The sequence below is a fragment of the Mesorhizobium sp. LSJC280B00 genome (assembly GCF_000502835.1).
GTDB lineage: Bacteria > Pseudomonadota > Alphaproteobacteria > Rhizobiales > Rhizobiaceae > Mesorhizobium.
In genome coordinates, this window is record NZ_AYVL01000046.1 from 13,557 (window position 1) to 38,015 (window position 24,459).

General features: G+C 56.9%; 18 protein-coding genes and 8 pseudogenes. 22 read left to right on the forward strand and 4 right to left on the reverse strand.

Annotated features, from left to right (window positions below):
• Nucleotides 1-1,236 precede the first annotated feature (1,236 nt).
• The 6 genes and pseudogenes from X773_RS71055 to X773_RS71075 all read left to right on the forward strand — a co-directional run bounded on the left by X773_RS71055 (nt 1,237) and on the right by X773_RS71075 (nt 6,412).
• On the forward strand, nt 1,237-2,262 hold the full coding sequence (locus X773_RS71055) for an IS110 family transposase (RefSeq protein WP_023680385.1): 1,026 nt from the start codon (nt 1,237-1,239) through the stop codon (nt 2,260-2,262).
• 275 nt (nt 2,263-2,537) lie between these two features.
• Nucleotides 2,538-2,660 (forward strand): annotated as a pseudogene (locus tag X773_RS76965) (IS256 family transposase); the annotation flags it as partial.
• A gap of 181 nt (nt 2,661-2,841) precedes the next feature.
• Nucleotides 2,842-3,999 carry a M20 family metallopeptidase gene (locus tag X773_RS71060; RefSeq protein WP_023680387.1) on the forward strand — a complete coding sequence of 386 codons (1,158 nt, stop codon included), beginning with the start codon at nt 2,842-2,844 and terminating at the stop codon, nt 3,997-3,999.
• Between the two features lie 8 nt (nt 4,000-4,007).
• Nucleotides 4,008-4,727: a gamma-glutamyl-gamma-aminobutyrate hydrolase family protein gene (locus tag X773_RS71065; RefSeq protein WP_023680388.1), complete on the forward strand. Its 720-nt coding sequence runs from the start codon at nt 4,008-4,010 to the stop codon at nt 4,725-4,727.
• 3 nt (nt 4,728-4,730) lie between these two features.
• Entirely contained in the window at nt 4,731-5,213 is a 483-nt protein-coding gene (locus X773_RS71070) for a RidA family protein (RefSeq protein WP_023680389.1), read from the forward strand.
• Complete coding sequence (locus X773_RS71075; RefSeq protein ID WP_023680390.1) at nt 5,210-6,412, forward strand: FAD-dependent oxidoreductase; 1,203 nt, start codon at nt 5,210-5,212, stop codon at nt 6,410-6,412. Before X773_RS71070 ends, X773_RS71075 begins: the two co-directional genes overlap by 4 nt.
• A gap of 329 nt (nt 6,413-6,741) precedes the next feature.
• Here X773_RS71075 and X773_RS71080 read toward each other — a convergent pair whose 3' ends face one another.
• Nucleotides 6,742-7,629 (reverse strand): LysR family transcriptional regulator, encoded by an 888-nt coding sequence (locus X773_RS71080; protein ID WP_051406259.1) that lies wholly within the window; start codon nt 7,627-7,629, stop codon nt 6,742-6,744.
• A 109-nt stretch (nt 7,630-7,738) separates the two neighbouring features.
• Between X773_RS71080 and X773_RS76970 the strand changes: the two genes are divergently transcribed.
• Nucleotides 7,739-8,029 (forward strand): hypothetical protein, encoded by a 291-nt coding sequence (locus tag X773_RS76970; RefSeq protein WP_156937486.1) that lies wholly within the window; start codon nt 7,739-7,741, stop codon nt 8,027-8,029.
• Between the two features lie 621 nt (nt 8,030-8,650).
• Here X773_RS76970 and X773_RS71090 read toward each other — a convergent pair.
• Complete coding sequence (locus X773_RS71090) at nt 8,651-9,625, reverse strand: integrase core domain-containing protein (protein WP_023680393.1); 975 nt, start codon at nt 9,623-9,625, stop codon at nt 8,651-8,653.
• A gap of 807 nt (nt 9,626-10,432) precedes the next feature.
• On the opposite strand from X773_RS71090, the gene X773_RS71100 reads away from it, so the two are divergent.
• From X773_RS71100 to X773_RS78705, 7 genes and pseudogenes are all read left to right on the forward strand, one after another.
• On the forward strand, nt 10,433-11,350 hold the full coding sequence (locus tag X773_RS71100; protein WP_031213116.1) for a 3-keto-5-aminohexanoate cleavage protein: 918 nt from the start codon (nt 10,433-10,435) through the stop codon (nt 11,348-11,350).
• 228 nt (nt 11,351-11,578) lie between these two features.
• Nucleotides 11,579-12,385, forward strand: a pseudogene (locus X773_RS75700) (amino acid ABC transporter ATP-binding protein).
• The gene (locus tag X773_RS79190) at nt 12,382-12,510 is read left to right on the forward strand and encodes a hypothetical protein (RefSeq protein WP_023680397.1); all 129 of its coding nucleotides are present in this window, start codon (nt 12,382-12,384) and stop codon (nt 12,508-12,510) included. The pseudogene X773_RS75700 and the gene X773_RS79190 overlap by 4 nt, the downstream one beginning before the upstream one ends.
• A 56-nt stretch (nt 12,511-12,566) precedes the next feature.
• Nucleotides 12,567-12,914: a transporter substrate-binding domain-containing protein gene (locus tag X773_RS71105; RefSeq protein WP_280952143.1), complete on the forward strand. Its 348-nt coding sequence runs from the start codon at nt 12,567-12,569 to the stop codon at nt 12,912-12,914.
• Between the two features lie 4 nt (nt 12,915-12,918).
• Nucleotides 12,919-13,098 carry a hypothetical protein gene (locus X773_RS71110; RefSeq protein WP_023680399.1) on the forward strand — a complete coding sequence of 60 codons (180 nt, stop codon included), beginning with the start codon at nt 12,919-12,921 and terminating at the stop codon, nt 13,096-13,098.
• 92 nt (nt 13,099-13,190) lie between these two features.
• Nucleotides 13,191-14,162 carry a 3-hydroxyacyl-CoA dehydrogenase NAD-binding domain-containing protein gene (locus X773_RS0139950; RefSeq protein ID WP_023680400.1) on the forward strand — a complete coding sequence of 324 codons (972 nt, stop codon included), beginning with the start codon at nt 13,191-13,193 and terminating at the stop codon, nt 14,160-14,162.
• Nucleotides 14,163-14,251: 89 nt separating this feature from the next.
• Nucleotides 14,252-15,698 (forward strand): annotated as a pseudogene (locus tag X773_RS78705) (recombinase family protein); the annotation flags it as partial.
• A gap of 9 nt (nt 15,699-15,707) precedes the next feature.
• Here X773_RS78705 and X773_RS74045 read toward each other — a convergent pair.
• Entirely contained in the window at nt 15,708-16,115 is a 408-nt protein-coding gene (locus X773_RS74045) for a hypothetical protein (RefSeq protein WP_023680404.1), read from the reverse strand.
• Between the two features lies 1 nt (nt 16,116).
• Here X773_RS74045 and X773_RS74050 point away from each other — a divergent pair, with 1 nt between their 5' ends.
• The 8 genes and pseudogenes from X773_RS74050 (at nt 16,117) to X773_RS71165 (ending at nt 23,511) form a co-directional block, all read left to right on the forward strand.
• Nucleotides 16,117-16,638, forward strand: coding sequence for a transposase (locus tag X773_RS74050; RefSeq protein ID WP_031213120.1), 522 nt, complete (start codon nt 16,117-16,119; stop codon nt 16,636-16,638).
• Nucleotides 16,639-17,155: 517 nt separating this feature from the next.
• Nucleotides 17,156-17,395: pseudogene (locus X773_RS71135) on the forward strand (transposase); the annotation flags it as partial.
• A gap of 170 nt (nt 17,396-17,565) precedes the next feature.
• Nucleotides 17,566-19,194: pseudogene (gene istA / locus X773_RS71140) on the forward strand (IS21 family transposase).
• 13 nt (nt 19,195-19,207) lie between these two features.
• Nucleotides 19,208-19,974, forward strand: a pseudogene (gene istB / locus X773_RS75710) (IS21-like element helper ATPase IstB).
• Between the two features lie 100 nt (nt 19,975-20,074).
• Nucleotides 20,075-20,225, forward strand: a pseudogene (locus X773_RS76975) (transposase); the annotation flags it as partial.
• Nucleotides 20,226-20,389: 164 nt separating this feature from the next.
• Nucleotides 20,390-20,569: a hypothetical protein gene (locus X773_RS78710; RefSeq protein ID WP_023680413.1), complete on the forward strand. Its 180-nt coding sequence runs from the start codon at nt 20,390-20,392 to the stop codon at nt 20,567-20,569.
• A gap of 249 nt (nt 20,570-20,818) precedes the next feature.
• A complete protein-coding gene (locus tag X773_RS71155) occupies nt 20,819-22,150 on the forward strand; it encodes an aspartate aminotransferase family protein (RefSeq protein WP_023680414.1) in 1,332 nt (443 codons plus the stop codon).
• 461 nt (nt 22,151-22,611) lie between these two features.
• A pseudogene (locus X773_RS71165) lies at nt 22,612-23,511 on the forward strand (M81 family metallopeptidase).
• Nucleotides 23,512-24,262: 751 nt separating this feature from the next.
• On the opposite strand, the gene X773_RS77710 reads toward X773_RS71165, so the two are convergent.
• Nucleotides 24,263-24,459: hypothetical protein (locus X773_RS77710; protein WP_023680418.1), on the reverse strand; the 197-nt coding region annotated here is incomplete at its 5' end.

The following is a 24,459-nucleotide window of genomic DNA, read 5'->3' on the forward strand; positions in this document are numbered from 1 at the left end:
TCGGCATCTCCAGTGGATCAAGCCGACGATGTAGGTAATCGGAAGCTGCCACCGAGGGTTCTGTCGCAAGCTGTTCGGTGAGCGTGATCACAGGACGACGTCTCGCTGATGCGTTCGAAGATCAAGATGCATGGACCGTGCCTGAGAAGCAATGTTATTAAACCAACGAGTTAGCGGATTTGCATCCTGTCGGAAATCTGACATCGTCGGAAATCTGACACTGATCGGCAGGAGCCGCCTCGCGGCAGTGCCCTTAGAGGCTGATCGAAGTAGTGGTCGTGCAGAGCCTATTAGGGGTCATGTGTGGATATCTCCGCATGACGATCTGAACAGAACGGTCGGGTGCAAGCCACGTGTCCGGTCTCATCGAAGCAGCACTTATGGCTGCGGGCCCTGATGAAGTTCGCGGGTCGGATCCCAATCAGAACATCGAGTATTATGCTCACAACCCCTAACGGGCTATTCCGACCCCCGGCTCGACCGGTTTGTCATCACATTTCCGCGTTTGACTCACAGATCGACGCGGATCGGCGGGTCATTCGCACCGCGATCCGTGATTTTGACACCAAGCTCGCCCTCTACACGCGGCGAACGAGAGATATCGGNCATCGAAGCAGCACTTATGGCTGCGGGCCCTGATGAAGTTCGCGGGTCGGATCCCAATCAGAACATCGAGCATTTTACGTTGTCGTTGAATTCAAGCTTGCAATACGTCAGCAGACCGGTCGTCGCGATAGGAGCTGCCTTTGGCGAGGATACACCAGACGATCCGTGCCATCTTGTTGGCGAGCGCCACGGCAGCGACACTGAAAGGTCGGTGGCCGAGCAACCCCATGATCCACGCCGAGCCTTTGGTGGTTCTGCCCAGCGCAAGATCGCGCGGGCTCAGAGGACGTCTTATGTACTGATCGCTTACCTTTGAGATTTTGCCGAGCCTATATTTCCCTCAGGTGGACTTCTGACGCCGCACCAGGCCTTGCCATGCCGCGAATAGCCGCCCGGACGGAAATGCTGAAGGGCTGGTCACCGTCGCCGCCAGAACGCTTGCGGTGATAGGGCCGACGTCTGGAATTGTCTCGAGCCTGCGGATGCCGTCGAGGGGGGCGTCCACATGGGGTAATCGCGGGAGCGACGCGCCCTGGAACCGATCATAGCCTTGGAGGGTGGCTGTTCCCCGATAAGATGAAATACGGGCTCACGACTGGACGCCGGGCCCAGCATCAACGGAGAACAGCCATGGAAGAACATATCGGTCTCGACGTGTCGATGAAAGAGACGGCAGTGTCGATCCGCCGTGAAGGCGAACGGATCTGGCGCGGGAAGTGCGCATCTGATCCCAGGATCATTGCCGAGCTTGTCCGCAAGCGGGCGCCGGCCGCAAAGCGCGTCGTGTTCGAAACCGGCCCGCTGTCAGTTTGGTTCTATCATGCGCTGCGCGCCGAGGGATTGCCAGCCATCTGCATCGATGCGCGCCATGCCAAAGCCGCTCTCGATATGGCGGCGAACAAGACGGATGCGAATGACGCCGATGGTTTGGCGCGTCTTGCTGAAGCAGGATTCTTTCGCGAGGTGCGCGTGAAAGGCTTCGACAGTATGTTGACCCGCACGCTCGTGGCAGCACGCACTCGGCTGGTCCGGATCACCGTCGAGCTTTCCAACCAGATCCGAGGGATCATGAAAACGTTCGGCTTGCTCGTTCCCGCCGGTAAGGGAACTACATTCGAAAAGAATGTCCGGAGCCTTCTTATCGATCAGAGCGAGCTTGCTCCTGTCGTCCTACCGATGGTGGAAGCCTGGCGCAGCATTCGCATCCGTGCCGCCGAGCTTGGGCGCCAGCTTGTCGCAGATGCACGTCAAAGCCAAGCATGCCGCATACTCATGTCGATCCCCGGCATCGGCGCCATTACCGCAACCTCTTTCGCCACTGCCATTGAAGATCCGGGCAACTTCAAGAAGTCCCGCTCTGTTGCCGCTTGGATCGGCCTGACAACTCGCCGCTACCAATCGGGAGAAGTCGATTATGACGGCCATATATCCCGACGCGGCGATCGACATTTGCGGCGACTTCTCTATGAGGCTGCGGCGGTCATCCTGACACGCAGCTCGATCGACAGCAGCCTGCGCACGTGGGGCCTCAAGCTCCGGGAGAGGGTTGGCTTCAAACGAGTTGCCGTGGCTGTGGCGCGCAAACTGGCGGTGATAATGCATTCGATGCTCAAGACCGGTGAGTTCTTTGATCGAAATGCAGGCGCCACAGCATGAACTCTTGCGAATAGCGTTCAGGAACTGAGCGCCTGAGACGTCCCTGCCGGGACGTGAGCCGAGCCATTCCGCTGATGGGGTTGCACCGCTGTCTCAGCAAAGTGCGTCGTCCACATTGAAGGCTCGTCCGCGGAACTCCATCATGCGGCGACTGATGTCGACCGCGAAGACAACCATGCACCCGGCAGCGTCGTCTCAACGCAATTACATCCTTGACGTCCCAGCGGCGATTAGACAACCCCATCACTACCGACGATCGGTGATATGGCCATCCCCTCGTCGGCGCAATCCTGCTCGAACAGAACGATGAATGGGCAGTGCAGCGGGCCAGATATATGACTCTGGAAACCATCAGCCAGATGAGCGATGATCCCCTGATCGGCCTGCCAGCCGTCGCGCTGATAAGCCCGGCCCATGCCGGAAACTGCGGCGACAAAGCCGTCAGCTACACCACTCCCTGGGACACGATCCTGCACACTACTTCATTCATGAAGTTCCTCGATTAATTCATTAGGCTTTTGCGTTTCAGTTGAAGAGTCAAAATCACCATTCTCTGCTAAAAATGTAAGAGGATCTGCTATGGCGACCATTAGTGCTCGAGCGAACAGCGAAGGTAAGAGTGATTTCGATCCGATCCAATTCCTTCAGCAAATCGTTGCGATTGATAGCTGTGATCCGCCAGGTGGCGAAATTGAGATCGCTAAACTCGTGCACAAAGAATTGCTCGCACTTGGCATTGAGTCCGAGTTGGACGAATTTCTTCCAGGGAGAGCGAATGTTTTAGGAAGGATCCGTGGAACCGGTGAGAAGCCAGCACTAGTGCTTTCGTCGCACATGGATACCGTCCCGGTTGGGACGGTGCCGTGGCAGAGGTGGCCGTTTTCCGGTGAGGTCGAAAATGGTCGGCTTTATGGACGAGGCGCAACTGATATGAAAAGCGCGCTCGCGGCTATGATCGCGGCTGCCGGCAAACTGGCCCAGGAATCCCATCAGGCGCTTAAGGGCGATGTGATCCTGGCGTTCACTGCAGGGGAAAGTGCAAATTTGCTTGGAGCCCGTCGGTTCGTCGAGCAGGGCCTAAGACAAGAGATAGGAGCATTTCTGTGCGGCGAACCGAGTGATCTTGACGTCGTGATCGTCGAGAAGGCAGCGCTGTGGCTACGAGCAACTGGTGTAGGTAGGCTGGGCCATGTCTCAGGGGAGGCTGGCGTGAGTGCGATAGATCTCATTCACGAGTTTCTAACTCACCTTTATGCGTTAGACTTAGAATATCCGGAGCATCCGCTTCTCGACAAGCCAACCGTGCGCGTTGGTCGCATTCAAGGCGGATCGGCGGTGAACCTCACACCAGATCGCTGTGTAGTCGATTTTGATATCCGGCTCCATCCCGGTGTGGATCATGAAGCAGTCGTAGCAAAAGTGGTGGAGATCGCGCCCGACGACGTTTCCATCAGTGTTTTGGATTTCAAGCCTGCAGTGGAAAGCCAGCCAGATGACAGCTTCGTTAAGCTGTGCATCGATATCTGCGGACGTCATCGAAATAGCGCCCCAGAAATCAAAGGAGTATCTTACTATAGCGATGGCACCGTTCTTTTAGATGGCTTATTCGTGCCTTTCGCTATTATTGGCCCCGGCTCCTTGGGTCTGAGCGGGCAGCCCGATGAATTTGTATCGATCGAGAACGTGCTAAAGGCCGTCGAGATCTATCAGGACGTCGCTCGAGCCTGGCTATCGTAAGGATCGAGATGCCTCACCTCCCGCGAATCGGCATCACGCCGGACATCAATGATATTGCTGCTCCCGAAACTGAATACGTCGTCAGGCGAAACTACGCGGACGTCGTCTCACAGGCTGGCGGTCTGCCATTCCTTCTTCCCTACGGCGAGCAGGTTGAAGGTTATCTCGATGCCATAGACGGGCTGCTCATCACCGGCGGCATGTTCGACATTGACCCGGCGCTCTACCGTCAGGATGCGCGCAAGAATTGCGTTATGAAGCCGGCTCGGACAGGTTTCGAGCGAGCTTTGATTGAAGGAGCACTATCGCGCTCGATGCCGATCCTTGGGATTTGCAACGGAATGCAGCTTCTCGCTGTGTGCCTTGGAGGGGAATTGGTCCAAGATATCCCGAGCGAGATCGCGGACTCCATAGAGCATAAACCAGATCAGCCAGCCTCGATTGCTCAACACCGGATTCATATCACGGGGTCCTCACGTCACCTGCAAACGCCGAAAGGCGAGGTTTATGAGGTGAACAGTGTTCATCATCAGTCTGTTCTTGGCTCGGATGCATACCAGATCCTGGCTATCTCTCCAGATGGCGTAGTAGAGGCGATTGAGGCGAACAGCGGCGGCTTTACCGTGGGTGTCCAATGGCACCCAGAGTACCGTGTCGCCAATATCGACACGATGGTCTTCCACAGCTTCCTAGCGGAGGCCAAACAATATTCCCATAGGAAAAGGTGAGGAATGCTCCAGACGCCTGAAGAGCGCCTCGATGCGCTTAACCTCGCCCTGCCTAAACTCTCTAAGCCGGGTGGAAACCTCCTGGGGTTCAAGACAGACCGAGGCCTAGTCTACGTCTCTGGCCAACTTCCCATAGAGGACGGAGTTGTGAAATATGCCGGCCGAGTCGGTGAAAATGTCACCCACAAAACGGCTTACGAAGCCGCAAAATTAGCTGCGCTAAACGTCATCAGCCAGCTATCTTTGGAGACTGGCGGAAACCTATCGAGCGTAGAGGAGCTCGTCAAAGTTTCCGGCTTTGTGAGCTGCACGTACGATTTCACCGATATCCCTGCAGTTGTTAATGGCGCTTCGGACCTGTTTATCGCGGTTTTCGGCGACTGTCGCGCACACTCCAGGTTCGCAGTTGGAGGTGCGGCCTTGCCGCGCGGCGTCCCAGTCGAGATCGAAGTCATTGCCCGCCTTCGGGATTACGGCATCCAATGAGCCGCGTTCTAGTTCTCGGGGCAGGCGTAGTCGGCATGACGTCCGCGTACGCTCTGGCAAAAAAAGCCTATGAAGTATGCGTCGTCGACGCCGCTCCAGGGCCTGCAGAAGCCGGTGCCAGTTTTGGCAACGGCGCTCAGTTAAGTTACTTTTACCCGGACGCGATGGCCTCCCCCTCGCTCGCGGCGAACATCCCGAAATACATGCTTGGGCGTGACCCCGCGTTCAGAGTAAGGCTGACGCTCTCGCCGGCCTTTATGGCGTGGAGTTTGAGATTTCTTGCCAACGCGACGCAGGGAGCTTTCGAACGCAATACAACCGACATTTTGGAGCTTGCCCTGCAGAGCCGATCCGGAATCGCTGAACTTTCAGGCAAAGTGAAATTTGATCATAGCAAAACCGGCAAGATCACGCTTTTTTCCAATCAAGAGAGTCTCTTCAAGGCTAAGGGACTCAGCGAACTTAAGAACCGATACGGCGCAGAACAGATTGTCCTAACGCGAGAACAGGCTCTCCAGAGAGAGCCAGCATTGGCGCTGTACGGACACTCATTCGTGGGAGCTATATGGTCGCCGTATGACGAAGCTGGTGATTCCAGCTTGTTTTGCAAAAATCTTCAAGTGCTTCTTGAACGAGATTACGGCGTCAGATTTTTGTTCGGCACAAAGATCCGCCGTATCATAACCCACGCAAATGAGTTGGTTGCGGTAGCAACCCAGACAGAGGACCTTCAGTGTGGGCGCGCGGTCATTTCTTTAGGTGTTTGGAGTGCGCCTATCGCGAGGACGGCCGGCATCTCGTTGCCGATCTGGCCGGTTCAAGGTTATTCGCTAACTATCCCGGCTCAAGCCTCAGCTCCAGTTGCGAGTATCACCGACACCGCTCGAAAAACGGTTTTCTGTCGTATAGGCAATCGATTGCGTGTCGCTGGCCTTGCAGATATTGGGCCCGCCAACGGCAAATTTAGAGAGGACCGGTTTCGGACACTTCTCACTACCGCGATGGGCATCTTCCCCAAAGCGGGCGATTACGCTGGCGTGGTCAACGCGTGGACCGGTCTACGTCCCGTCACTCCCGACAGCAAACCTATTGTTGGCGGCACCAGGATCAAAGGCTTGTTCCTAAACTGCGGCCATGGATCGCTCGGGTGGACACTATCGATGGCGACCGCCAACAAACTTGCTGACACGATCTATTAGTCGACTACCGCCATTGGTAAGTCGCTCGAGTTCGCTTCGAACGTTAGCCACTCCGCCTGAAGGGTAAGCCATGCGCCGAGGCACCTCTCCCGAAATCGTCTTGATGGTTAAATCGCTCGTTGGTCGGCGCGCCGACGCCGATCACTCGCAACCTCGCTCACCGACGACCCCGCCGCGCTCGCCAGGTCGATCAAAGCGCGCTTCCGGTGCAACTCCACAGCCTTCGCCCGGGTACCGTTGTAAGATCTTTGGCCGCCGCGGCACCCCTTAACCCGGCGACCATATCGTCCCCTGCATGTTCCAATGTCATGGCCCCAAAAGCTCCGTGTTCATAGGCGTATTGCAAGGTGCCTTGGCGCATCGCTGAAGGCGACCTGGTTCTGAAGAGTGTTCTCGATCACCCTGGCCAATTGTTTCGCTGCCACAGATGGCTCCTGCTCGCTGAAGCTGATTTTAAGACCCGTGTGCGGAAGCGGAGGAAGGCGATTATCGTTGACAACCACCATGCCCGTGCGCAGTTCCCCCTCAGGAACCACTGAAACCGCAAGACCAGCTCGGACTACTTCAAGTACACCCTCTAAGCTGCTGCAGGTCACTACCCGTCGGGATTGAAGCTCAGCCCCTCTCAGTGTCTCAAGCGCGATCTTGTGGTAGCTGCAAGTGCCTCCGACTACGGCCAATGGGACGACCCCGTTTGGTGGAACCTGCCAATTGGGTGAAGAAATCCAAACCAGCTTGCTGGTTTGCAGAAGCCCGACAGTTTCAATATCCGGATCTACTCGAAGCAAGGCCAGTTCAATGTTGCGCGCCTTCAATTCGCGTAGGAGGTCAGCGGACATCCCTGCCCTTATCTCGATGCTTACCGTCGGACGACGCTCGACGAACTCAGCCAGAGCGCGCGTGAGAGGAGCAAAAAGATAGGAGTCGTCAACCACGCCGACCACGACTGTTCCAGTGCTCAGTTCAGGGCGGAACGCGCTCTCCATCTCATCAACAAGGGCCACCACCTTACTGGCGCGCTCCATGAGCTCGTCACCCGCATGAGTAAGCCGACAGCGGCGCGTGGTGCGAACAAACAATTGCTTTCCAAGGTGCTCTTCTAGTCGCGCAATTTGCTGGCTTACCGTCGATTGCGTCATATTCAGGCGCTGCGCGGCTGCTGAAAAACTGCCGAGCGTTGCAACTGCCGAAAAAGTTCGTAGAAGCGCGCTGTCCATATCAGTGATCATTTATCCACGGGGTGTATATATCGATAACAGAAAACGAGTTATCTGCAAAGATGGGGTTTGATAGGTTGAAACTTATTCAAACACGGGCGGAACAAAAATGGATGCCGCTGATCTAAATGTATCTCTCGCCGTACGCAGGGTACTGATTACCGGCTCCACAACCGGAATGGGGCAAGACATTGCGAGAACGTTTGCGCGATCTAGCGCAAAAGTCGGCATTCATGGTTTGGGCAATCAGGAAACCATTACTAACTTCGTCAACGAATTAAGTGAACTCAGCGACCATAAGAGCTTTCATTTCGACACGATTTGTCAGACGGCCGGCAAGGAGGCGCCCTCGTCAAGGCCGCCATCGCGCGACCTGGCGATATCGCAATATCCTCATTAACAACGCCGGCGTTCAGTTTGTAAGCGGCGTCGAGAGTTTTCCGACCGAACAGTGGGACCGACTAGTCGCAGTAACTCTTAGTGCGGCATTCACGCTATCAAAGCTGTTTTTCTGGGAATGAAACGGAAAGGATGGAGGCGCATCGTCAACACGGCTTGATCGCTAGCTCTTGCCGGAGAAGTTGGTAAGACGGCATATGTAGTTGCGAAACCTTGGGCTTACACGTACTGTAGCGCTAGAAGGCGCTGAACTCGGCATCACATGCAATGCGATCTGCCCGGGTGGGTCTATACTCCGCTTGCGGCCGCCCAGGTTGAAGCCAAAGCCGCAGCTCTCGGTTTGTCCTTGGGGCAGACCACGAAGGAGCATTTTCTGACCGAAATGCCCACGAAATGTTTCGTTGATCCTGTCGAAGTCGCTTCCGCTATGTTTTTTCTATGCACTGAAAACGCTCGGTCGATCACCGGTATCGCACTGCCAGTCGATGGCGGCATCAGCGCGTAGCAAACTCGAAAAACTTATACACTTATAAACCGGCCAGCGTGGGCTATCGAATGCTGCATCTCAAACTTTGGATATGTCCGTGGGTATAGAGTGACGTGCTCCCCGTTTTGTCCGCGTCTATAAGTTAGCCCTGTTCACGTTGTGATCCTTGACGGATCGGGTTGCATATTCAAGCGGGGTGAGCCCATCGAGGCTCGTGTGTGGGCGATTCACATTGTAGTGGATCCTCCATTCTTCGATGCTGTTGCGGGCGTGCCGATAGCTGGTGAAGAGCCGTTCGTTGAGGCACTCATCGCGTAGCCGACCATTGAAGCTTTCCACGAAGCCATTCTGCATCGGCTTGCCCGGTGCGATGTAGTGCCATTCGACATGCCGGTCCTCCTGCCAAGCCAAAATGGCGTTCGAGGTCAGCTCGGTGCCGTTGTCCGACACGATCATGCAGGGGTAGCCNTCCTCCTGCCAAGCCAAAATGGCGTTCGAGGTCAGCTCGGTGCCGTTGTCCGACACGATCATGCAGGGGTAGCCGCGATGTTCGGCGATGATGTCGAGTTCGCGGGCGACACGCTCACCCGAGATCGAGTTGTCGACGACCGTGGCCAGACACTCCCGGCTGAAGTCGTCGATGACGCATAGTATCCGGAAGCGGCGACCATCGGTCAGCGTGTCGGAGACGAAGTCGAGGCTCCAGCGCTGGTTGGCGCCCTGCGGTATCGCCATCGGCGCCCTGGTGCCCAAGGCCCGCTTGCGACCACCGCGCTTGCGCACCGTCAGCCGCTCCTCGCGACAAAGGCGATAGAGCTTCTTCCAGTTCACCGCCACGCCTTCGCGCTTCAAGAGAAGGTGCAGCCGACGATAGCCGAAGCGCTGGCGTTCGGCATCGGCCAGCAGACGCTTCAGCTTGCCGTTCTCCTCCTCAAGGCTCTTCAGCCGCTTCGCCTCCGACACATCCATGCCGCCATACTTCGAGCGCCACTTATAGAAGGTCGCGTCGCTCACACCATATTTGCGGCACAGATCCGTCGCCGAAAGCCCAGCCTGGTGTTCCTTCAAAATGCCGATGATCTGTTCGTCAGAAAATCTCGATCGCTTCATTGCCTGTCTCCTCATCCGAGGAACAGGCTAACCTCAAACCGAGGACATTTCAGGGGAGCACGTCAAGAGACACTAAGATCGGTAGCTCAGCCGTGGCTTGTGACGCGATGGGCCACGTGAACTTCGTTTTAAACGGCGTTCTTCGACGACGCGTCCTCTCAGTTTGTCGGGAGCCTAGGAAGCGGAGTAGATTAACTTATGGCCGTTCATCTTGGATGGGCGGACGCGCGTCATGTTGTCGAATTCCGGAGAGGAGGTTAGATCTGGCGGGTTGCTGACAATTTGCTCTCGCGTCATCAGAGTTGGCCGGGCGTCGCTTACTTTCCGCCATGACCTGACGGGTTCCAGCGGCAACCTGCACGCAACCATGGAAGTATTGAGCGTGATGTTCCACCTTAGCAAGCGCGCAGCCGTTGCATTGCCGGATAAACTTCGGAGTGCAGCTGAACAGCTCCTCGCACAAGACGTCGATTAATATGGCCTAATGGAAGCCGGTTTTCAGGTGTGTTGGAGCAACTGGGCCGGCTACGACTTTCAAATCTTCCCCAGCCCATTAGGGCCTTCTAGCTGCGGCTCCCAACATTTGGCGCGGCCATATTCCTTCGACGCGCAGAGCAGGATTTATGTGTTTAGCGAATAAATTAATGACAACCGATAATTTGTCTATAAGCCAGCGGCACGGCATAGTTCGGTTTATGGACAGCATCGTCGCAAGATCTACCATCGGACTTCAAAGCGTCGACAGGCGAGTGTAGGTCGACGTCTGTCTTCACCTACAGGTCGCCCGTAAACAGGTAAGGATCTACAATGGGTACATTTATCACTTGCGCGGTAACTGGCGGTGGGAACACGGTTTCTCGCCACCCAAGGATACCGGTTACCCCTAGAGAAATTGCGGACGCAGCCATCTCGGCCGCAAAGGTGGGTGCTGCGATCGTGCACCTCCACGCACGGGACCCGCAAACGGGTCAGCAGAGCAGGGACCCGGAACTTTTCGCGGATATCGTATCTCTGATCCGGGACAGCGACACGGATGTCATCGTCAACGTTAGCTGCGGGATGGCAGGCGATTTAGTACTCTCTGAAACGCCTGAGTGCCAGCTTGCGGGACCGGGCACAGATCTGCTCGGCCCAAGAGAGCGGCTTCAACACTTGGATCGGCTTTGCCGTGACCCGAAGCTCAAGCCGGAGATCTGCACACTTGACTGTGGCTCCATGAATTTCGGCGACGGCAATCTCGTATACCTGGCGCCAGCAACATATCTCCGGCCGATGGCGGAGCATATCCGTTCACTCGGGATCAAGCCGGAACTAGAGGTCTTTGAACTCGGACACCTCGCATTCGTAAAGAAGATGTTCGCAGAGGGTCTTCTCGAAGGAACGCCGCTAATCCAATTTTGTTTGGGCATTCCTGGCGGCGCTCCGGCGGAGCCATTTGTTCTCGACGCCTTCAAACAATTGGCACCCGCAGAATCGACATGGAGTGCTTTTGCCATCGGCCGCGACGAACTGCGTTTTGTTCCGCTGGCTGTCGGACAGGGGGGTAATGTTCGTGTCGGTCTTGAAGACAATCTTTATCTTGATAAGGGCGTCTTCGCCGACAATGATACTCTTGTCGAACGTGCCGTCGGCCTGATCCGCGACATGGGGGGGAGCATTCTGACCGCTGCTGAGACACGCCAGAAGCTTGGCTTGGAGCGTCCCACGGCATCTTTCCATGATTAGCAGCGTACTGGGCCTTATTGCCGTCGCTGGGCTTGCCGTGCAGCTACGGCACATTCATTCAGGTTATGAATGAATCAATTCGATAAACTTCTTTCTCGGGTGCTGCCCGGGTGATAATGTAACAGAAATAGGACGGCCGTCTCGCGAGGAAACCCAACTCATGTGCCCGGGCAAAGCCGACAAGGGACCTAAGGAAAGCCGATGAGCCAAGTGCAGATCGCTGGAAGGATGCAACGCTCCGAGCAGGGGGCTGTCCTGCGGGCTGACCAAATCGAAAAACGGTTTGCTGATGTAGACGTCCTGCGGGGGATCTCTCTCGAAGCGCGACGTGGTGATGTTATCAGCCTGATAGGAGCTTCGGGATCAGGAAAATCCACCTTCCTTCGGTGTCTGAATTTCCTTGAAATTCCAACGAGTGGGTCAGTGTCTGCTCGCGGCGAGACTTTTCACGGGTCCGATCCCTTGAGTCGCTCAAGCGACAGCAAGCAGAAGCTGCGCCGACTGCGGCGCGAGATAGGGATGGTCTTTCAATGTTTCAACCTCTGGCCTCACATGACAGCAGCAGAAAATGTGATGGAAGGTCCGGTTCGAGTGTTGAAGGAGCCTCGTAAGGTCGCACGAGCTCGCGCGTTAGACTTACTTGCCCGCGTTGGACTCTCAGACCGTGCTGGCTACGGCCGTCGCACCTTTCTGGGGGACAGCAGCAGCGAGTTGCGATTGCACGCGCTCTTTCGATGAACCCAGACGTTCTCCTTTTCGACGAGCCAACATCAGCTCTGGATCCCGAGCTTGTTGGTGAGGTCCTTGCGGTCATGACCGACCTCGCGAAGGAGGGGAGGACGATGCTGATCGTTACACACGAAATTGGCTTCGCGCGTGACGTCGCGAGCAAAATGATTTTCCTTCATCGAGGAAGAAGGCCCTCCTCGCAGTCTCATCGAATCTCCGAAGTCCGACGAACTTGGAAGGTTTCGCGAATGCGGCATTAGGACAAGGCAGACCACAAACAAACAAAACGAAAGGGACAGCTCATGAAAATGCAAAAGCTTGTGATGTTGATCGGTATGGCTGGAGCGCTTGCGATAGCGACGCAGGTTGCCAGCGCTAAAGATACGCTGAAAGTTGGGATGGATCCACTTTTCGAACCTTTCTCATTCTAAACTCCGGATGGGAAGCTGACCGGATTTGACTTCGAGATCTCCACATTTGCGAGGCGATCGATGTGACATGCGACATAAAAGCAATTCCATACGACGGCTCAATATCCGCGTTGCAGTCAGGTCAGATCGACGCACTTATCAATACTTACGCTATGTCTAAGGAGCGGCAAGAAAAGTTCACGATGGTTGGTCCGTACATAAGGCCAACGTTTCGATTGATTGTCGGAGCGAACTCCAAGGTTGATGGGACTGAAGCAACGCTCCTGGGCAAGGCCATAGGGGTCGAGAGGGGCTCTGCAGCTAATTTGAAATACGCGAATGCCACCTTCTCGAACTACGCAACAATCCAGCAGTATGATCAAATCAACGATGCCATCCTTGACCTGAACACGGGTAGGGATTGACGCTGTGTTTGGCGACGAGAACCAGCTGTTTTATGCGTATGCGAAAAAGCAACCTGATACTTACAAAATGGTCGGTGAAAGCGTGCGCGATCCAAAGTATTTTGGAGAAGGACAGGGCTTCATGCTCCGAACGGGCGACGACAAATGGGCCGAGAACTTAAGTCTGGTCTTGATGCGATCGTGAAGAGCAGGAAGTACGATCAGACCTCCGAAAGGTACTTTGGCAAAAACATTCTCGGCAATTAATCTGACGACATAACTGAAATTGAGGTCGACATGAGTGCGCAGTTCTCAGGGAAGCGGTTTACAAGCGTTGTTTGTGTAGGCGCTGGGAATATCGGAGCTGGATGGGCTGCGCACTTCATGCGCGCCGGGCTGGACGTAGTGGTCTACGACCCAGTAGCCGAGCGAAAGGAGTGGCTTGATGGCTATCTGGAGAGAGCAATGCCTGCGCTGGAACGGCTTGGGTTGTCACCACACGCGGGTCTGGGGCGGGTGAGGTTCACCGCGAACTTGGAGGATGCCCTCGGCGGCGCCAAGTTTATCCAGGAAAGCTCGCCGGAAGTCCTGAGCCAGAAGAAAGACCTCTTCCAACAAATGACGGACATTGCACCGCTTGATGCGATTATCGCATCTAGTTCAGCGGGCTTCCTAGCAAAAGACCTGAGAGCCCTGGCTAAGGGGCCAGAGCGGATTATCATCGGTCACCCGTTCAATCCACCGTACCTTATACCCTTGGTCGAGATCGCGGGAGGTGAGGAAGCATCGACCGCCGCAACAACTGCAGCAGGTTTCTACAGATCAACCGGATGCGAGGTTGTCGAACTCAAGCGCGAGATCGAAGGCTACATCGGGAACCGTATACAGGCGGCAGTTCTGAAAGAAATATTCTATATTTATTCGCAGGGCGTGGCTGACGTGGACACGATCGACCGGGCGATCGCGACGGGGCCGGCGCTTAGGTGGGCCGTAATGGGTCCTTCGAGTGTGTTTTATCTGGGTACACAAAATCCGGACATGTATGAGGGTTTCGTCAAGGGATTGATAGACGAAATCAAAGGCGGTTTCGTCGCGGACGGAGAGTTTAATCCAGATGAACCGTTGATTGCGGCCTATGCACGAGAAGTGCAGGAGAAAATTGGATCGAACGGACAAACCCCACTTCTCGACCTTAGAACCACGGGCGTCATTGCACTTCGTAAGGCCCTCCAATTTGTAGCGGAGAAGCGCGAGCTCGGTCCAAACTAGATCAGCCTAGAAATCATCAGCTCGTGACGAAGGCAGCTCCTCGTTAATACTACCGGCAGACTATCTACCATATCTGACCCAAGGGATTACTGCTTGAGCTTTGCGGTCAGGTCGATGCGCGCGTGATCGACATCGATGGCATTTATGATCCCGCCAAGCCGAACGACCGGCTGTTGCTCGGCATGAAGGGCAACATCAGCGAGTTCGAGCTTTCTGTCATTCGGGCGCGGATGTACGAGGCCGCGCGGCAGAAGCCCCAGCGGGGCGAACTGCGGATAAGCGTCGGCTACATCTGACACCGCGATTGCGGCCTGGGTTTCGACCCTGATATTCGGGTCCAGGAAGCCATCAGGCTTATATTGGCGCGGTTCCGCGAGATCGGCAGCGCCCGCCAGGTGCTGATCTCGCTCAATGCCGAAGGCATGCATTTTCCGCGCCCATCTGACGACAAGATGAGGTCTCCTTCGGCTGGGTTCCGATCCGCTATCGCAACGTTATCAGCGCATTGAAGAACCCTTTCTATGCGGCGGTCTATGTGTACGGCAAACCTGAAGCGGACCGAGATCGTCGATGGCCATTCGCAAGAGCTACGGCCATCGTAAATCCCATGAGGATTGGGCGGTTATGCTCAGGGAGCATCATGAAGGCTATGTCGGCTGGGACCAGTATGAGCGGAACCAGAAGCTGCTCGCCGCCAACACCTACGGCAAGGGCGGCGGTGTAAAGTCCGGTCGGGGCGGAAGGGCTCTTCTGGCCGGCATGCTCACCTGTGGTCATTGCGGTCGCCGGGTGTGCGTTGTTTATGTCGGCCGTCGCATCGGTTATCATATCTACCGTTGCGACCGTTTGAACCTCATGCTGGCGCGACCCCAATGCATGACCGCCAATGGCGGTCGAGCTGGCGCTGCGATCTCGCACGGGGTTTTGCGCGCCGTGGCGCCCATGGCGATCGAAGCAGCATTGGAGGCGGAGCGCATGCATCTCGAAGGCGAAGCGCAGAGAAGGCAGATGCTTGAACTGGATTTGCAGCAGGCCCGCTACGAACCCTCGCTTGCCGAACGACGCTATGCAGCCTGCGACCCCGACAATAGGCTCATAGCCGCTCAGCTTCAGACGCTTGAGAAGAGCTGGGAGGCGACGCTTTGCCGTGTCGAAGCCCGCGAAGCCCGGCTCAACAATCGGCAAGTTCGCGATGACGCCGCCATCCCGGATTTTGCCGGCCTGGCTCAGGATCTCAGGGCTGCGTGGGACGATTCCGATGTCGACATGCGTTTTCGGCAGCGGCTCCTACGCGCGCTGATCAGGGATATCGTCGTGATGGACGATGATGCGAGACAGGGCGAACTCACTATACACTGGCAGGGCGGACAGCATTCGTAGGTTCACATTCGCAAGCCAACGTCCGGCAAGCACACCAAAAGCACGCCCGAGGAGGCGATGGCCATCATCCGATCGATGGCGCGTGTGCACAAGATCGAGGGCTACCGGTCCCGTCGCCCGCTGGTGCGGACCATGTCGGCCTTGATGGCTTCGTAACGGTAGCGGTCACCGGGCCGCGCTCCCCGGACCCGCACACTTTCGCTGGACCGGCTCAGTTTTGGCTTCCAAGCGGGCCGGCGCGATGCTGATGACAACGAAGGCGACGCCCTGCTTCATTGTGTCCTGGTATGGTGGGCGTCCGGTGACGCGTTCGAATGTTTCGATGATGAGCATCTGGCCTTGACGACACGCCGGGCATTGCCTGAGAGAAGGCCCGGTGAGGGCCTCGTAGCGGTCGCGGTAGTCCTTTGCGGATCGGTTGTCCGCCGGCACGGGAACCGGCATGCTGAGCAGGTCGCGGCAGTGGGCGAGCTTTTGCGCGCCATAGCGATTGCGGAGGAAGCATGCGATGAAATCCCTCGGGCAGAGCGTGTAGCAGGAAGCGGCGAATGGACTCGTCGGCCGCGACGGCATAATGCCGACTGTCGTGCCAATAGTCCTTCTAGCGAAAGGCGACTTTGCCGCCCTCAATGGCGGCCAGGCGATTGTTGGGCATGGCGACGCAGTGGCTATCGCCCGCGTGGAGGTCGGCGCCCAAGGTGCTGACACCCGCTTTATCGTCACCAATCAGGCCGGTGGCAAGGCCAAGGCGCTCAAGGCAGATCTTTACTGCCGGCGCGGCGCGGCCGAGAACCACATTAAGTCCTGGAAGATGTATCTCGCCGCCGACCGCCACAGCCAATCAGTTCCGGCTGTTCCTGCATGCCGGCGCCTGTTGGCTCATGTGGGGCCTGCGCGCAGCGATGCCGAAACGCTCCAGCTTTGCATCGCCCAATTCGGCACGCTGCGTTTGCGCCTCATCAAGATGGCCGCGCGGGTGGTCGAGATCAAGATGCAATCCCCTGCCCGACCAGCGCATCCTGCGCATCGTCCTCGATCGCATTCCGCGGCTCGCGACATTCGATGGGGCGCAGACGCCCCAAAACGAACCCGCTGACCTCAATCTGGCCGAGAATGGAATCGGCGCGTCTAGAGGTCGGTGCGTCTGAATCGGTTGGCAGAGGCGATCGCGGATGGGACGACGGTTCTCCCTGTAGCGGAGCAGGAGCTCGGCCGACTGTATTTGGACCGGGTTCAGGCGTTGGACGTCCGGATCGATGATTCGATGCGGATGGTCAGGCGCAATGCTGAGATGACACGTCAGCTTCAGTTCAAGCTTTCAAGGTCTAGCAGGCTTCTCTGATTGGGGTTGTTGAGGTCAAGCTCCTGTTTCGTTTTTTCGGACCGTGTCGCCCCGCGGGTCACTCGCTTCTCTTCGCGGTCGGCGCCGGGCCGCCGCATGATGGGGTCAGTAGAGCGAGGCCTCTCAATCTGTTGAACGACCTTGGGAGAGTTCGTCCCAGGATCGTGCCTGCTAACGAGATCGCCTTGCCCATCGTCCCCACGGGAACGATCCGGATCACGCCCCTTCGGGCGGAATCAACTCCTCCTTCGTTGGTCCGTTATCCCGTATTATGCCGATACGGGCCCGGGTGCCTTGCCGAAGCGCATTGCGGGCGATCCGGACGATCGTGACTGAAGCCCTGTCGACGCTGGAGCGTGAGTTCGCGGCGCTATATTCGCCGATCGGACGGCCATCTATCCCGCCGGAGAAGCTGCTGCGGGCGATGCTTTTGCAGGCGTTCTATTCGATCCGCTCGGAGCGGCTTTTGGTGGAGCGGTTGAAATACGACCTCCTGTTCCGCTGGTTCGTGCGGGTTTCACAAAGTCCCGGACACCGATTTCCGTAAGTCGCGGCCAAGGATTTCAGTAAGTACGGGACATCCGTTTCAGTAAGTCGCGGACAAGCTGATGACGGGTTTAGAGATCGATTTTCGTGAGCGCCGATCTGGCATTTTGCCCTCGCATTTTAAGCGAGGACATAATGCCGAGACGGAAGCAAGCGAGACATACGAGCGTGAAGGACATCCGATCGATACTGCGGCTGACGTTTGAGCAGGAGCTTCCTGTGCGCGCCGTTTCGGACCGTTTGAAGATCAGCAAGACATCGGTTTCAACGTATCTGCTGCGAGCGCGGGAAGCTGGCCTTGCGGTTTGGCCGCTGCCAGCTGGCCTCGACGATGACGAGATACTGGAACAGCGGCTATTTCGTCGGATGGGACGGCCGCCGCGCGAGACCGCTGAGCCGGACTGGCCGAAGATGGCGAGCGAGCTGAAGCGCAAGGGAGTGACGCTCAATCTGTTGTGGCAGGAATACCGTGAGACCCATCCGGACGGCTATGGTTACACCTGTTTTGTGGCCGATTCGCTGAATTCGAGAGCCGCGTCAAGCCAACCTATCGCAGTCGTCACGTTGTTGGTGTTGCGATGGAATGCGACTATGCCGGGCACACGATCCCCGTCATCGATCCGTCGACAGGAGAGATCCGCGCGGCGCAGATTTACGTTGCGGTGCTGAGCGCGTCGCAATTGACGTTCTCTTATGCGAGCTTCAGCCAGAAGCTGCCGGATTGGATCGAAGCCAACCAACGGGCCTTCAGTTACTTCGGCGGGGTAACGAAGACAACGATCTGCGACAATCTCAAATCGGCCGTTGCCAAGGCTCTGTGGTTCGAGCCGACGTTAAATGCAACCTTCGCCGCTTTTGCCGAACACTACGACACAACAGTGCTTCCAGCACGGCCGAAACGTCCTCGGGATAAACCCTCCGCCGAAGGCTCGGTTTTAATCGTGGAGAGGTGGGTCCTGGCCAGGCTGAGAAACGAACGCTTCTTCAGCCTTGCCGATCTCAATGCCCGGATCAGTGCTTTGATCGAAGACCTGAACGGCCGAACCATGCGCCGCTACGGCAAATCCCGTCGCGACTTGTTTGATGAGATCGAGCGCGCGCAACTCAAACCACTGCCGGCAACACCGTTTGAATATGCGGAATGGAAAGTGGCCAAGGTCCATCCCGACTATCATATCGAGGTCGACAAGAGCTTCTATTCCGTGCCGCACGGCCTGATCGGCAAGCGGGTCGATGTTAGGCTGACGTATCGGGTGGTCGAGATCTTCCACGACCATAAACGTGTTGCCAGTCACATCCGAAGCTCGCAGCGCTCGGGCCACATCACCGTCAATGAGCATATGCCGAAGTCGCACCAGCGCTATGCCAACACGACGCCTCACACATTGCGCAAGGAAGCGGCAAAAGTCGGGAGCAATACGGCGATCTTTATCGAGCGTCTGCTGAGTGACCGCCCACATCCGGAACAAGGCTATCGATCCGCGCAGGGCGTCCTTTCCCTGGCGCGACGCTACAAATCCGATCGCCTGGAAATGGCGTGTGAGCGTGCCTTGACCATCAATGCAATGAGCTATTCGTCCGTCGCCAACATTCTCAAATCTGGTCTCGACCAAGCCCCGNCGTGCCTTGACCATCAATGCAATGAGCTATTCGTCCGTCGCCAACATTCTCAAATCTGGTCTCGACCAAGCCCCGCCTATGAGTGAGGCCGTCAAGCCGGCACCGCCGCACGGCAACATCCGCGGCAAAACCTACTATCAATGAGAAAGGATACCAGATGCTGACCCATCCAATGCTTGATCAAATGCATACGCTCGGTCTTGCCGGAATGGCTGCCGCCTATCGCCAGCTTGGCGAGTAGAGCCATGGAAGCGACCTTAGCTTCGACGAACGGCTCGGCCTGATGCTCGATCGCGAGATTGCACTGAGAACAGACAAGCGGCTGACCAATCGACTGGCAACGGCAAAGTTGCGGTTTGCCAATGCTTCGATCGACTTCAGCACCCACCGCGGTCTTGATCGCCGCAACGTCTTATCCCTGGCGCAAGGAGCATGGCTGAAGGCAAACGAGAACTTGATTTTGACAGGCCAAACGGGCACCGGAAAGACTTGGATCGCCTGCGCCTTCGCACGACAGGCGGCCCGTCTCGACTATTCCGTGCTCTACGTCAGAATGCCACGCCTGTTCGAAGACCTGGCACTGGCAAGGCTCGACGGGCGCTTCCCGCGCCTCATCGTCAATCTGGCCCGTGTTCAGTTGCTGGTGCTCGACGATTGGGGAACGCATACGCTGAGTGACAGACAAAGGCTCGATCTTCTGGAAATCTTCGAGGAGCGTACCGGCGCAAATCGACCCTGATTACCGCCCAAATTCCCGTGGCCGCATGGCATGAAATGATCGGAGAGGCCACTTTAGCCGATGCGATCCTGGACCGTATCGTTCACAATGCCCACCGCATAACCCTCGAGGGCGATAGCATGCGAAAGCAGAAAATAGGGACGCTCTTGACCGCCGACGAAATAACGGAAATCAATCGCTCCTGACAGAAACAAGGCAACCGGAATCGATCCCCTTCCTTGTCCGCGACTTTGCGAAACGCTTGTCCGCGACATACCGAAATCGCTGTCCCAGTTTAGTGAAATCCGCAGGTTCGTCGGCATCGGCGTCGACGACGCAGCCTGGGACCCATTCGGTGTTCTCCAAAAACCGTGACCGGCTGCTGGAGGGCGATATCGCGGCGAAGTTCCTGGCGGCCGTGCTGGCGCAGCCCAAAGTCAAGAAGCTCCTGTCATCGAAGCCGATCTGTGGGATCGCGGTTACCTGAACCTCGGTGGACCCGCAACCATCGCCATCCGACCCGACAACAACGGCGAGATTGCCTTTGGTGCCCTGCAAGCCAGCCTCGATCTGAGCTACAGCCCCTCGATAGTTCACTTCACATGGGCCGGGTGTGACGAGATGGAGGAAGTCACAGGCGATGGCTATGCCGAATTGCTCGACGACGGCTCGATCGAGATCACATTCGCGTACCACAACGGCGACGAGGCCATCCTCAAGGCAATACGTCAGACATCATCAACAGCCTGGCTAGGTCGGCGAACTTGCGTGAAGTCTGGACGACGGGAGGATTTGCAATGAGAGCCTAACCTTCCCGAGCCTTCAGGCCAGATCGCTCCCCCATCCCCGCTGTCGTCCGGGAAAAGTGCGCCCCGGTGGCCCTTTGCCACATCCGGTCATGTGGGACTTAGCTTCCATCGCGCTTTCAGATGACTAGAATATAGAAGCTGCATTTGACGACGAATGCTGGGCGAATGATACTCGACTGAAGGGCACGATGTCGGCGGGCTCTCCGCCTGTCAATACGCCGCACGTCTGTTCGAGACTATCATGAGCAAGATTTTGCACCGCTCCATTCATGCAAGCCTGCCCGTGGCTGAGGGGGGGTGTGGCATCGAATTGTTTGACGCCGACGGCAAGGCATATATCGACGCCTGCGGCGGAGCCGCTGTGTCATGTATTGGCCACGGCCATCCAGAGGTGCTCGCAGCACTGCACGCTCAGCTTGACAAGCTTGCCTACGCTCATACGAGCTTCTTCACCACGGAAATCGCCGAGCGGCTCGCGGACCGCCTGGTTACCAACTCGCCGGACGGAATCGATTACGCCTATCTCGTAAGCGGAGGGTCGGAAGCGATGGAAGCCGCGCTCAAGATGGCGCGCCAATATTTCGTCGAGAAGGGCCAGGATCGGCGCAGGCATGTCATTGCTCGCCGTCAAAGCTACCATGGCAATACACTGGGGGCGTTGGCCGTCGGCGGCAATGAATGGCGCCGGGCCCAGTTCAGACCACTTCTTATCGAAACTCACCACATTGCGCCTTGTTACGCATATCGTGGGCGCTTGCCTGCTGAGAGCGAGTACCAGTATGGACAACGTGTGGCCAACGAGCTTGAGACAAAGCTCCTTGAGCTCGGGCCAGACGAAGTGATCGCATTCGTCGCGGAAACGGTCGTTGGCGCGACGACGGGTGCGGTGCCGCCAGTGGACGGCTATTTTGAAAAGATCCGGGAGATCTGTGATGGGTACGGCATTCTTTTGATCCTCGACGAGGTAATGTGCGGCATGGGTCGCACCGGAACTCAGTTCGCGTTCGAGCAGGATCGCGTTGTGCCGGATATCGTGGCAGTCGCGAAGGGGTTAGGCGGAGGCTATCAGCCGATCGGCGCCGTTCTGTTTGGGCGCCATATCTACGAGGCCTTCGCTTCCGGATCAGGTTTTTTCCAGCATGGCCATACCTATATGGGTCACCCGATGGCAGCCGCGGCCGGCCTTGCAGTGCAGGACGTTATCCAGAAGCATCATCTCCTCGACAACGTTGTACATATGGGAGAACTGCTCAACCGGCGGCTTCGCGAGCGTTTCGACAATCATCTTCACGTCGGCGACATCCGCGGCCGGGGTCTCTTTCACGCCATAGAAATCGTAGCCAAGCGCTCGGACAAATCCCCCTTCGACCCGGCGTTGAAAGTGCATGCGGCCGTGAAACGTGAGGCGATGGCGCGTGGGCTGATGGTCTACCCCATGGGCGGGACGATTGATGGCGCGCGAGGTGACCACGTCTTGCTCGCACCTCCCTTCATCATCAACGCCGGCCACGTTGACATGATCGTCGAACGTCTTGGCGACGCCATAGATGCCTCGGTGGACGTTTCGACGTAATACTGTCTTCGCATTTTATCACATCTGTTTTGTCCGTAAGTCTGATTTGCTCCAGCCTTCCAACCGTGTTTTGCGAGCCGCATGTCGTCTGCCCCCAAGTATGCGCGCCTCGTTCGGTATTCGGTGCGCTCTAGACACGAGCTCAGTCAAATTGGCGCCAGCCGAATTCTTCGCGCCGTCCGGCTTCTAGATCATGCGAGCGGCACAACTCCCCCAATTTTCGCTACCGGAAACATTCTGAATTTTCGGCCCCTGGCCTCCTCGCTTCTTGAAGGGAAACAGAGATGGCTTCGAGTAACAATGCGCGACACCGCATCGCCATCGCGGGCTTCCTCGACGAATCGGTGCTTTCATTGATAAGCGAACATCGCTCGAGCAATTCAGGGTCGCAGAGATTTTTGGACCGGCTCTTCTCGAAAACTATCGTGGAACCAACACCGTATCGGCTGCGTCATACATGTATGCGAGCACGAGCGGGCTGGATATCATCCCTATTTTTTTCCTCAGGTGGCGCGGCCGGCACAACAGTGACGAGGCGTATGAGCATTATTGTCGACAGACTGATCGAAGGTCTAGGTTCGGCGGCCAATTTAGGTGGTGTGCTGTTAGATCTTCATGGTGCGATGGCGACGCCGACACGCCTTGATGCCGATCGGGAAACGCTGGAGCGTGTTCGGGCAGTCGTCGGGCCGGACGTTCCCATAATGGTTGCGCTCGACTACCACGCCAACCTCTATTAGGACTCGATCAGCGCGGCCGACGCCGTCTTCGGTTATCATTTCTCCCCGCATACAGATATGGACTCCACCGGAAAACAAGCGGCAGAGTGTTTGTTGCGTACGCTTCGGGTTGAGATTGCGCCGGTCTGGGTTCTAGTGAAGCCCGGTGTAATGGTGCCGAGCATCTTCAGCGCGACCGGCATGGAGCCTCTGAAATCGATTGTCATTGATTCGATCCAGGCGAGCGAGCGAAGCGACCGGTATCTCGACGTCCCGATCTTCGCCGGCTTTCCTATGCCGATGTCCCGAACTGCGGCTTCTCGGTGGTCGTTGTGGTGGATCGACACCGTTCGACGGCGCTCGATATTGCTAACAGTTTCGTCGCAGATCGGCATGCAACGGAAAGCCATGAGCTACGGGGAGCTGCTCCCCTCCGTCGAGAGTGGGATCGATACTGCGAAGAAGCTCGTATGTGAGGGCAGGCGCCCGGTCATTCTGCTTGAACATGCCGACCGAATGCATGACTCGACCTATGTCCTTCGCGAGGTCCTAGGCCGGAAGCTGCCGTGGACAGCTGTCCCTTACCTGTCGATCCCGATGCCGCCGCCGAGGCTGTCTCCGCAGGTGTTGGCTCGACAGTAAGCCTCAAAGTTGGGGGACAAAGCAGTGAACGCGCGGGGGGGCCGGTCGTACTTGACTGCAAGGGGTTCATGCGGGGCAACTCATCTACCGTGCTACCGGCCCCCACAAGACGGGAAGCACGGTAGATCGGCATTATCGCTGTCATAGATACTGGCTCGGCGATGGTGTCGCTGTCTTCCCAGCCAAACACTGCTGTCGACGACGACTGCCTGACCCAATTCGGGCGCACGCTGGACGAGTTCGACTACGTGGTCCTGCGTTCGAAAGACGCATTTCCGCGCGTTCTTCGAGCCTGCTTCTGCAGGGATCCTCGTTGTCGACACTCCGGACTTGGGACCTGCAGATCTGCGCAACCTGCCCTCTCGAAACCTTCCCATCGACCGAATCTATCCCTTTGTTGAATCGAATCCATGAACTGTCGAGCAGCCACGGAATATCTCAAAGACGACGTCAAGCATGTGCGCTCGCGCCGGAGCACATGCGACGACGGCAGGGCGGTTCAGTCTGAGATTCATGTGCCGCACTTGCGGCGGGTCGGCCACCCCAAAACGTCTCAAGACGAAAGGATGAGCGGCCATGCGCCTTGTTAGCTGACCAAAGAGCAACTCGATCCTGAACAACTCGACGTGTACAAACAGGTCGTTTGGGGTCCACGCGCATCCGGGCCACAGCATTTTGCTCTGGTCGACAGTAGCGGGGCGCTGACCGGCCCGTTTGGGACCATGCTTCATGCACCGATGCTAGACTAGTACTACAGTTGCGGATGTCGATGCCGTTTGTAGTGACAGATGGTGGCCGCGGCCTGATGTCGTCGTCGCCATAGCGACCAGGCGATGATGAAGGGCTTTTGTGTCGGTGGGAAGATGAGGATCCGGGCGAGGAGATAGCGGATCTCGGGGACGCTCGGGACGAGCGCAGCCATCCGGATCAGGCGGCGATTGGCTCCTT

Excerpts from the sequence above, each read along its gene's own strand:
- X773_RS71055 (WP_023680385.1), top strand. The coding sequence starts at position 1,237 with ATGGAAGAACATATCGGTCTCGACGTGTCGATGAAAGAGACGGCAGTG.
- X773_RS71060 (WP_023680387.1), top strand. The coding sequence starts at position 2,842 with ATGGCGACCATTAGTGCTCGAGCGAACAGCGAAGGTAAGAGTGATTTC.
- X773_RS71065 (WP_023680388.1), top strand. The coding sequence starts at position 4,008 with ATGCCTCACCTCCCGCGAATCGGCATCACGCCGGACATCAATGATATT.
- X773_RS71070 (WP_023680389.1), top strand. The coding sequence starts at position 4,731 with ATGCTCCAGACGCCTGAAGAGCGCCTCGATGCGCTTAACCTCGCCCTG.
- X773_RS71075 (WP_023680390.1), top strand. The coding sequence starts at position 5,210 with ATGAGCCGCGTTCTAGTTCTCGGGGCAGGCGTAGTCGGCATGACGTCC.
- X773_RS71080 (WP_051406259.1), bottom strand. The coding sequence starts at position 7,629 with ATGGACAGCGCGCTTCTACGAACTTTTTCGGCAGTTGCAACGCTCGGC.
- X773_RS76970 (WP_156937486.1), top strand. The coding sequence starts at position 7,739 with ATGGATGCCGCTGATCTAAATGTATCTCTCGCCGTACGCAGGGTACTG.
- X773_RS71100 (WP_031213116.1), top strand. The coding sequence starts at position 10,433 with ATGGGTACATTTATCACTTGCGCGGTAACTGGCGGTGGGAACACGGTT.
- X773_RS79190 (WP_023680397.1), top strand. The coding sequence starts at position 12,382 with ATGAAAATGCAAAAGCTTGTGATGTTGATCGGTATGGCTGGAGCGCTT.
- X773_RS0139950 (WP_023680400.1), top strand. The coding sequence starts at position 13,191 with ATGAGTGCGCAGTTCTCAGGGAAGCGGTTTACAAGCGTTGTTTGTGTA.
- X773_RS74045 (WP_023680404.1), bottom strand. The coding sequence starts at position 16,115 with ATGCCGTCGCGGCCGACGAGTCCATTCGCCGCTTCCTGCTACACGCTC.
- X773_RS74050 (WP_031213120.1), top strand. The coding sequence starts at position 16,117 with ATGCCGACTGTCGTGCCAATAGTCCTTCTAGCGAAAGGCGACTTTGCC.
- X773_RS78710 (WP_023680413.1), top strand. The coding sequence starts at position 20,390 with ATGGAGGAAGTCACAGGCGATGGCTATGCCGAATTGCTCGACGACGGC.
- X773_RS71155 (WP_023680414.1), top strand. The coding sequence starts at position 20,819 with ATGAGCAAGATTTTGCACCGCTCCATTCATGCAAGCCTGCCCGTGGCT.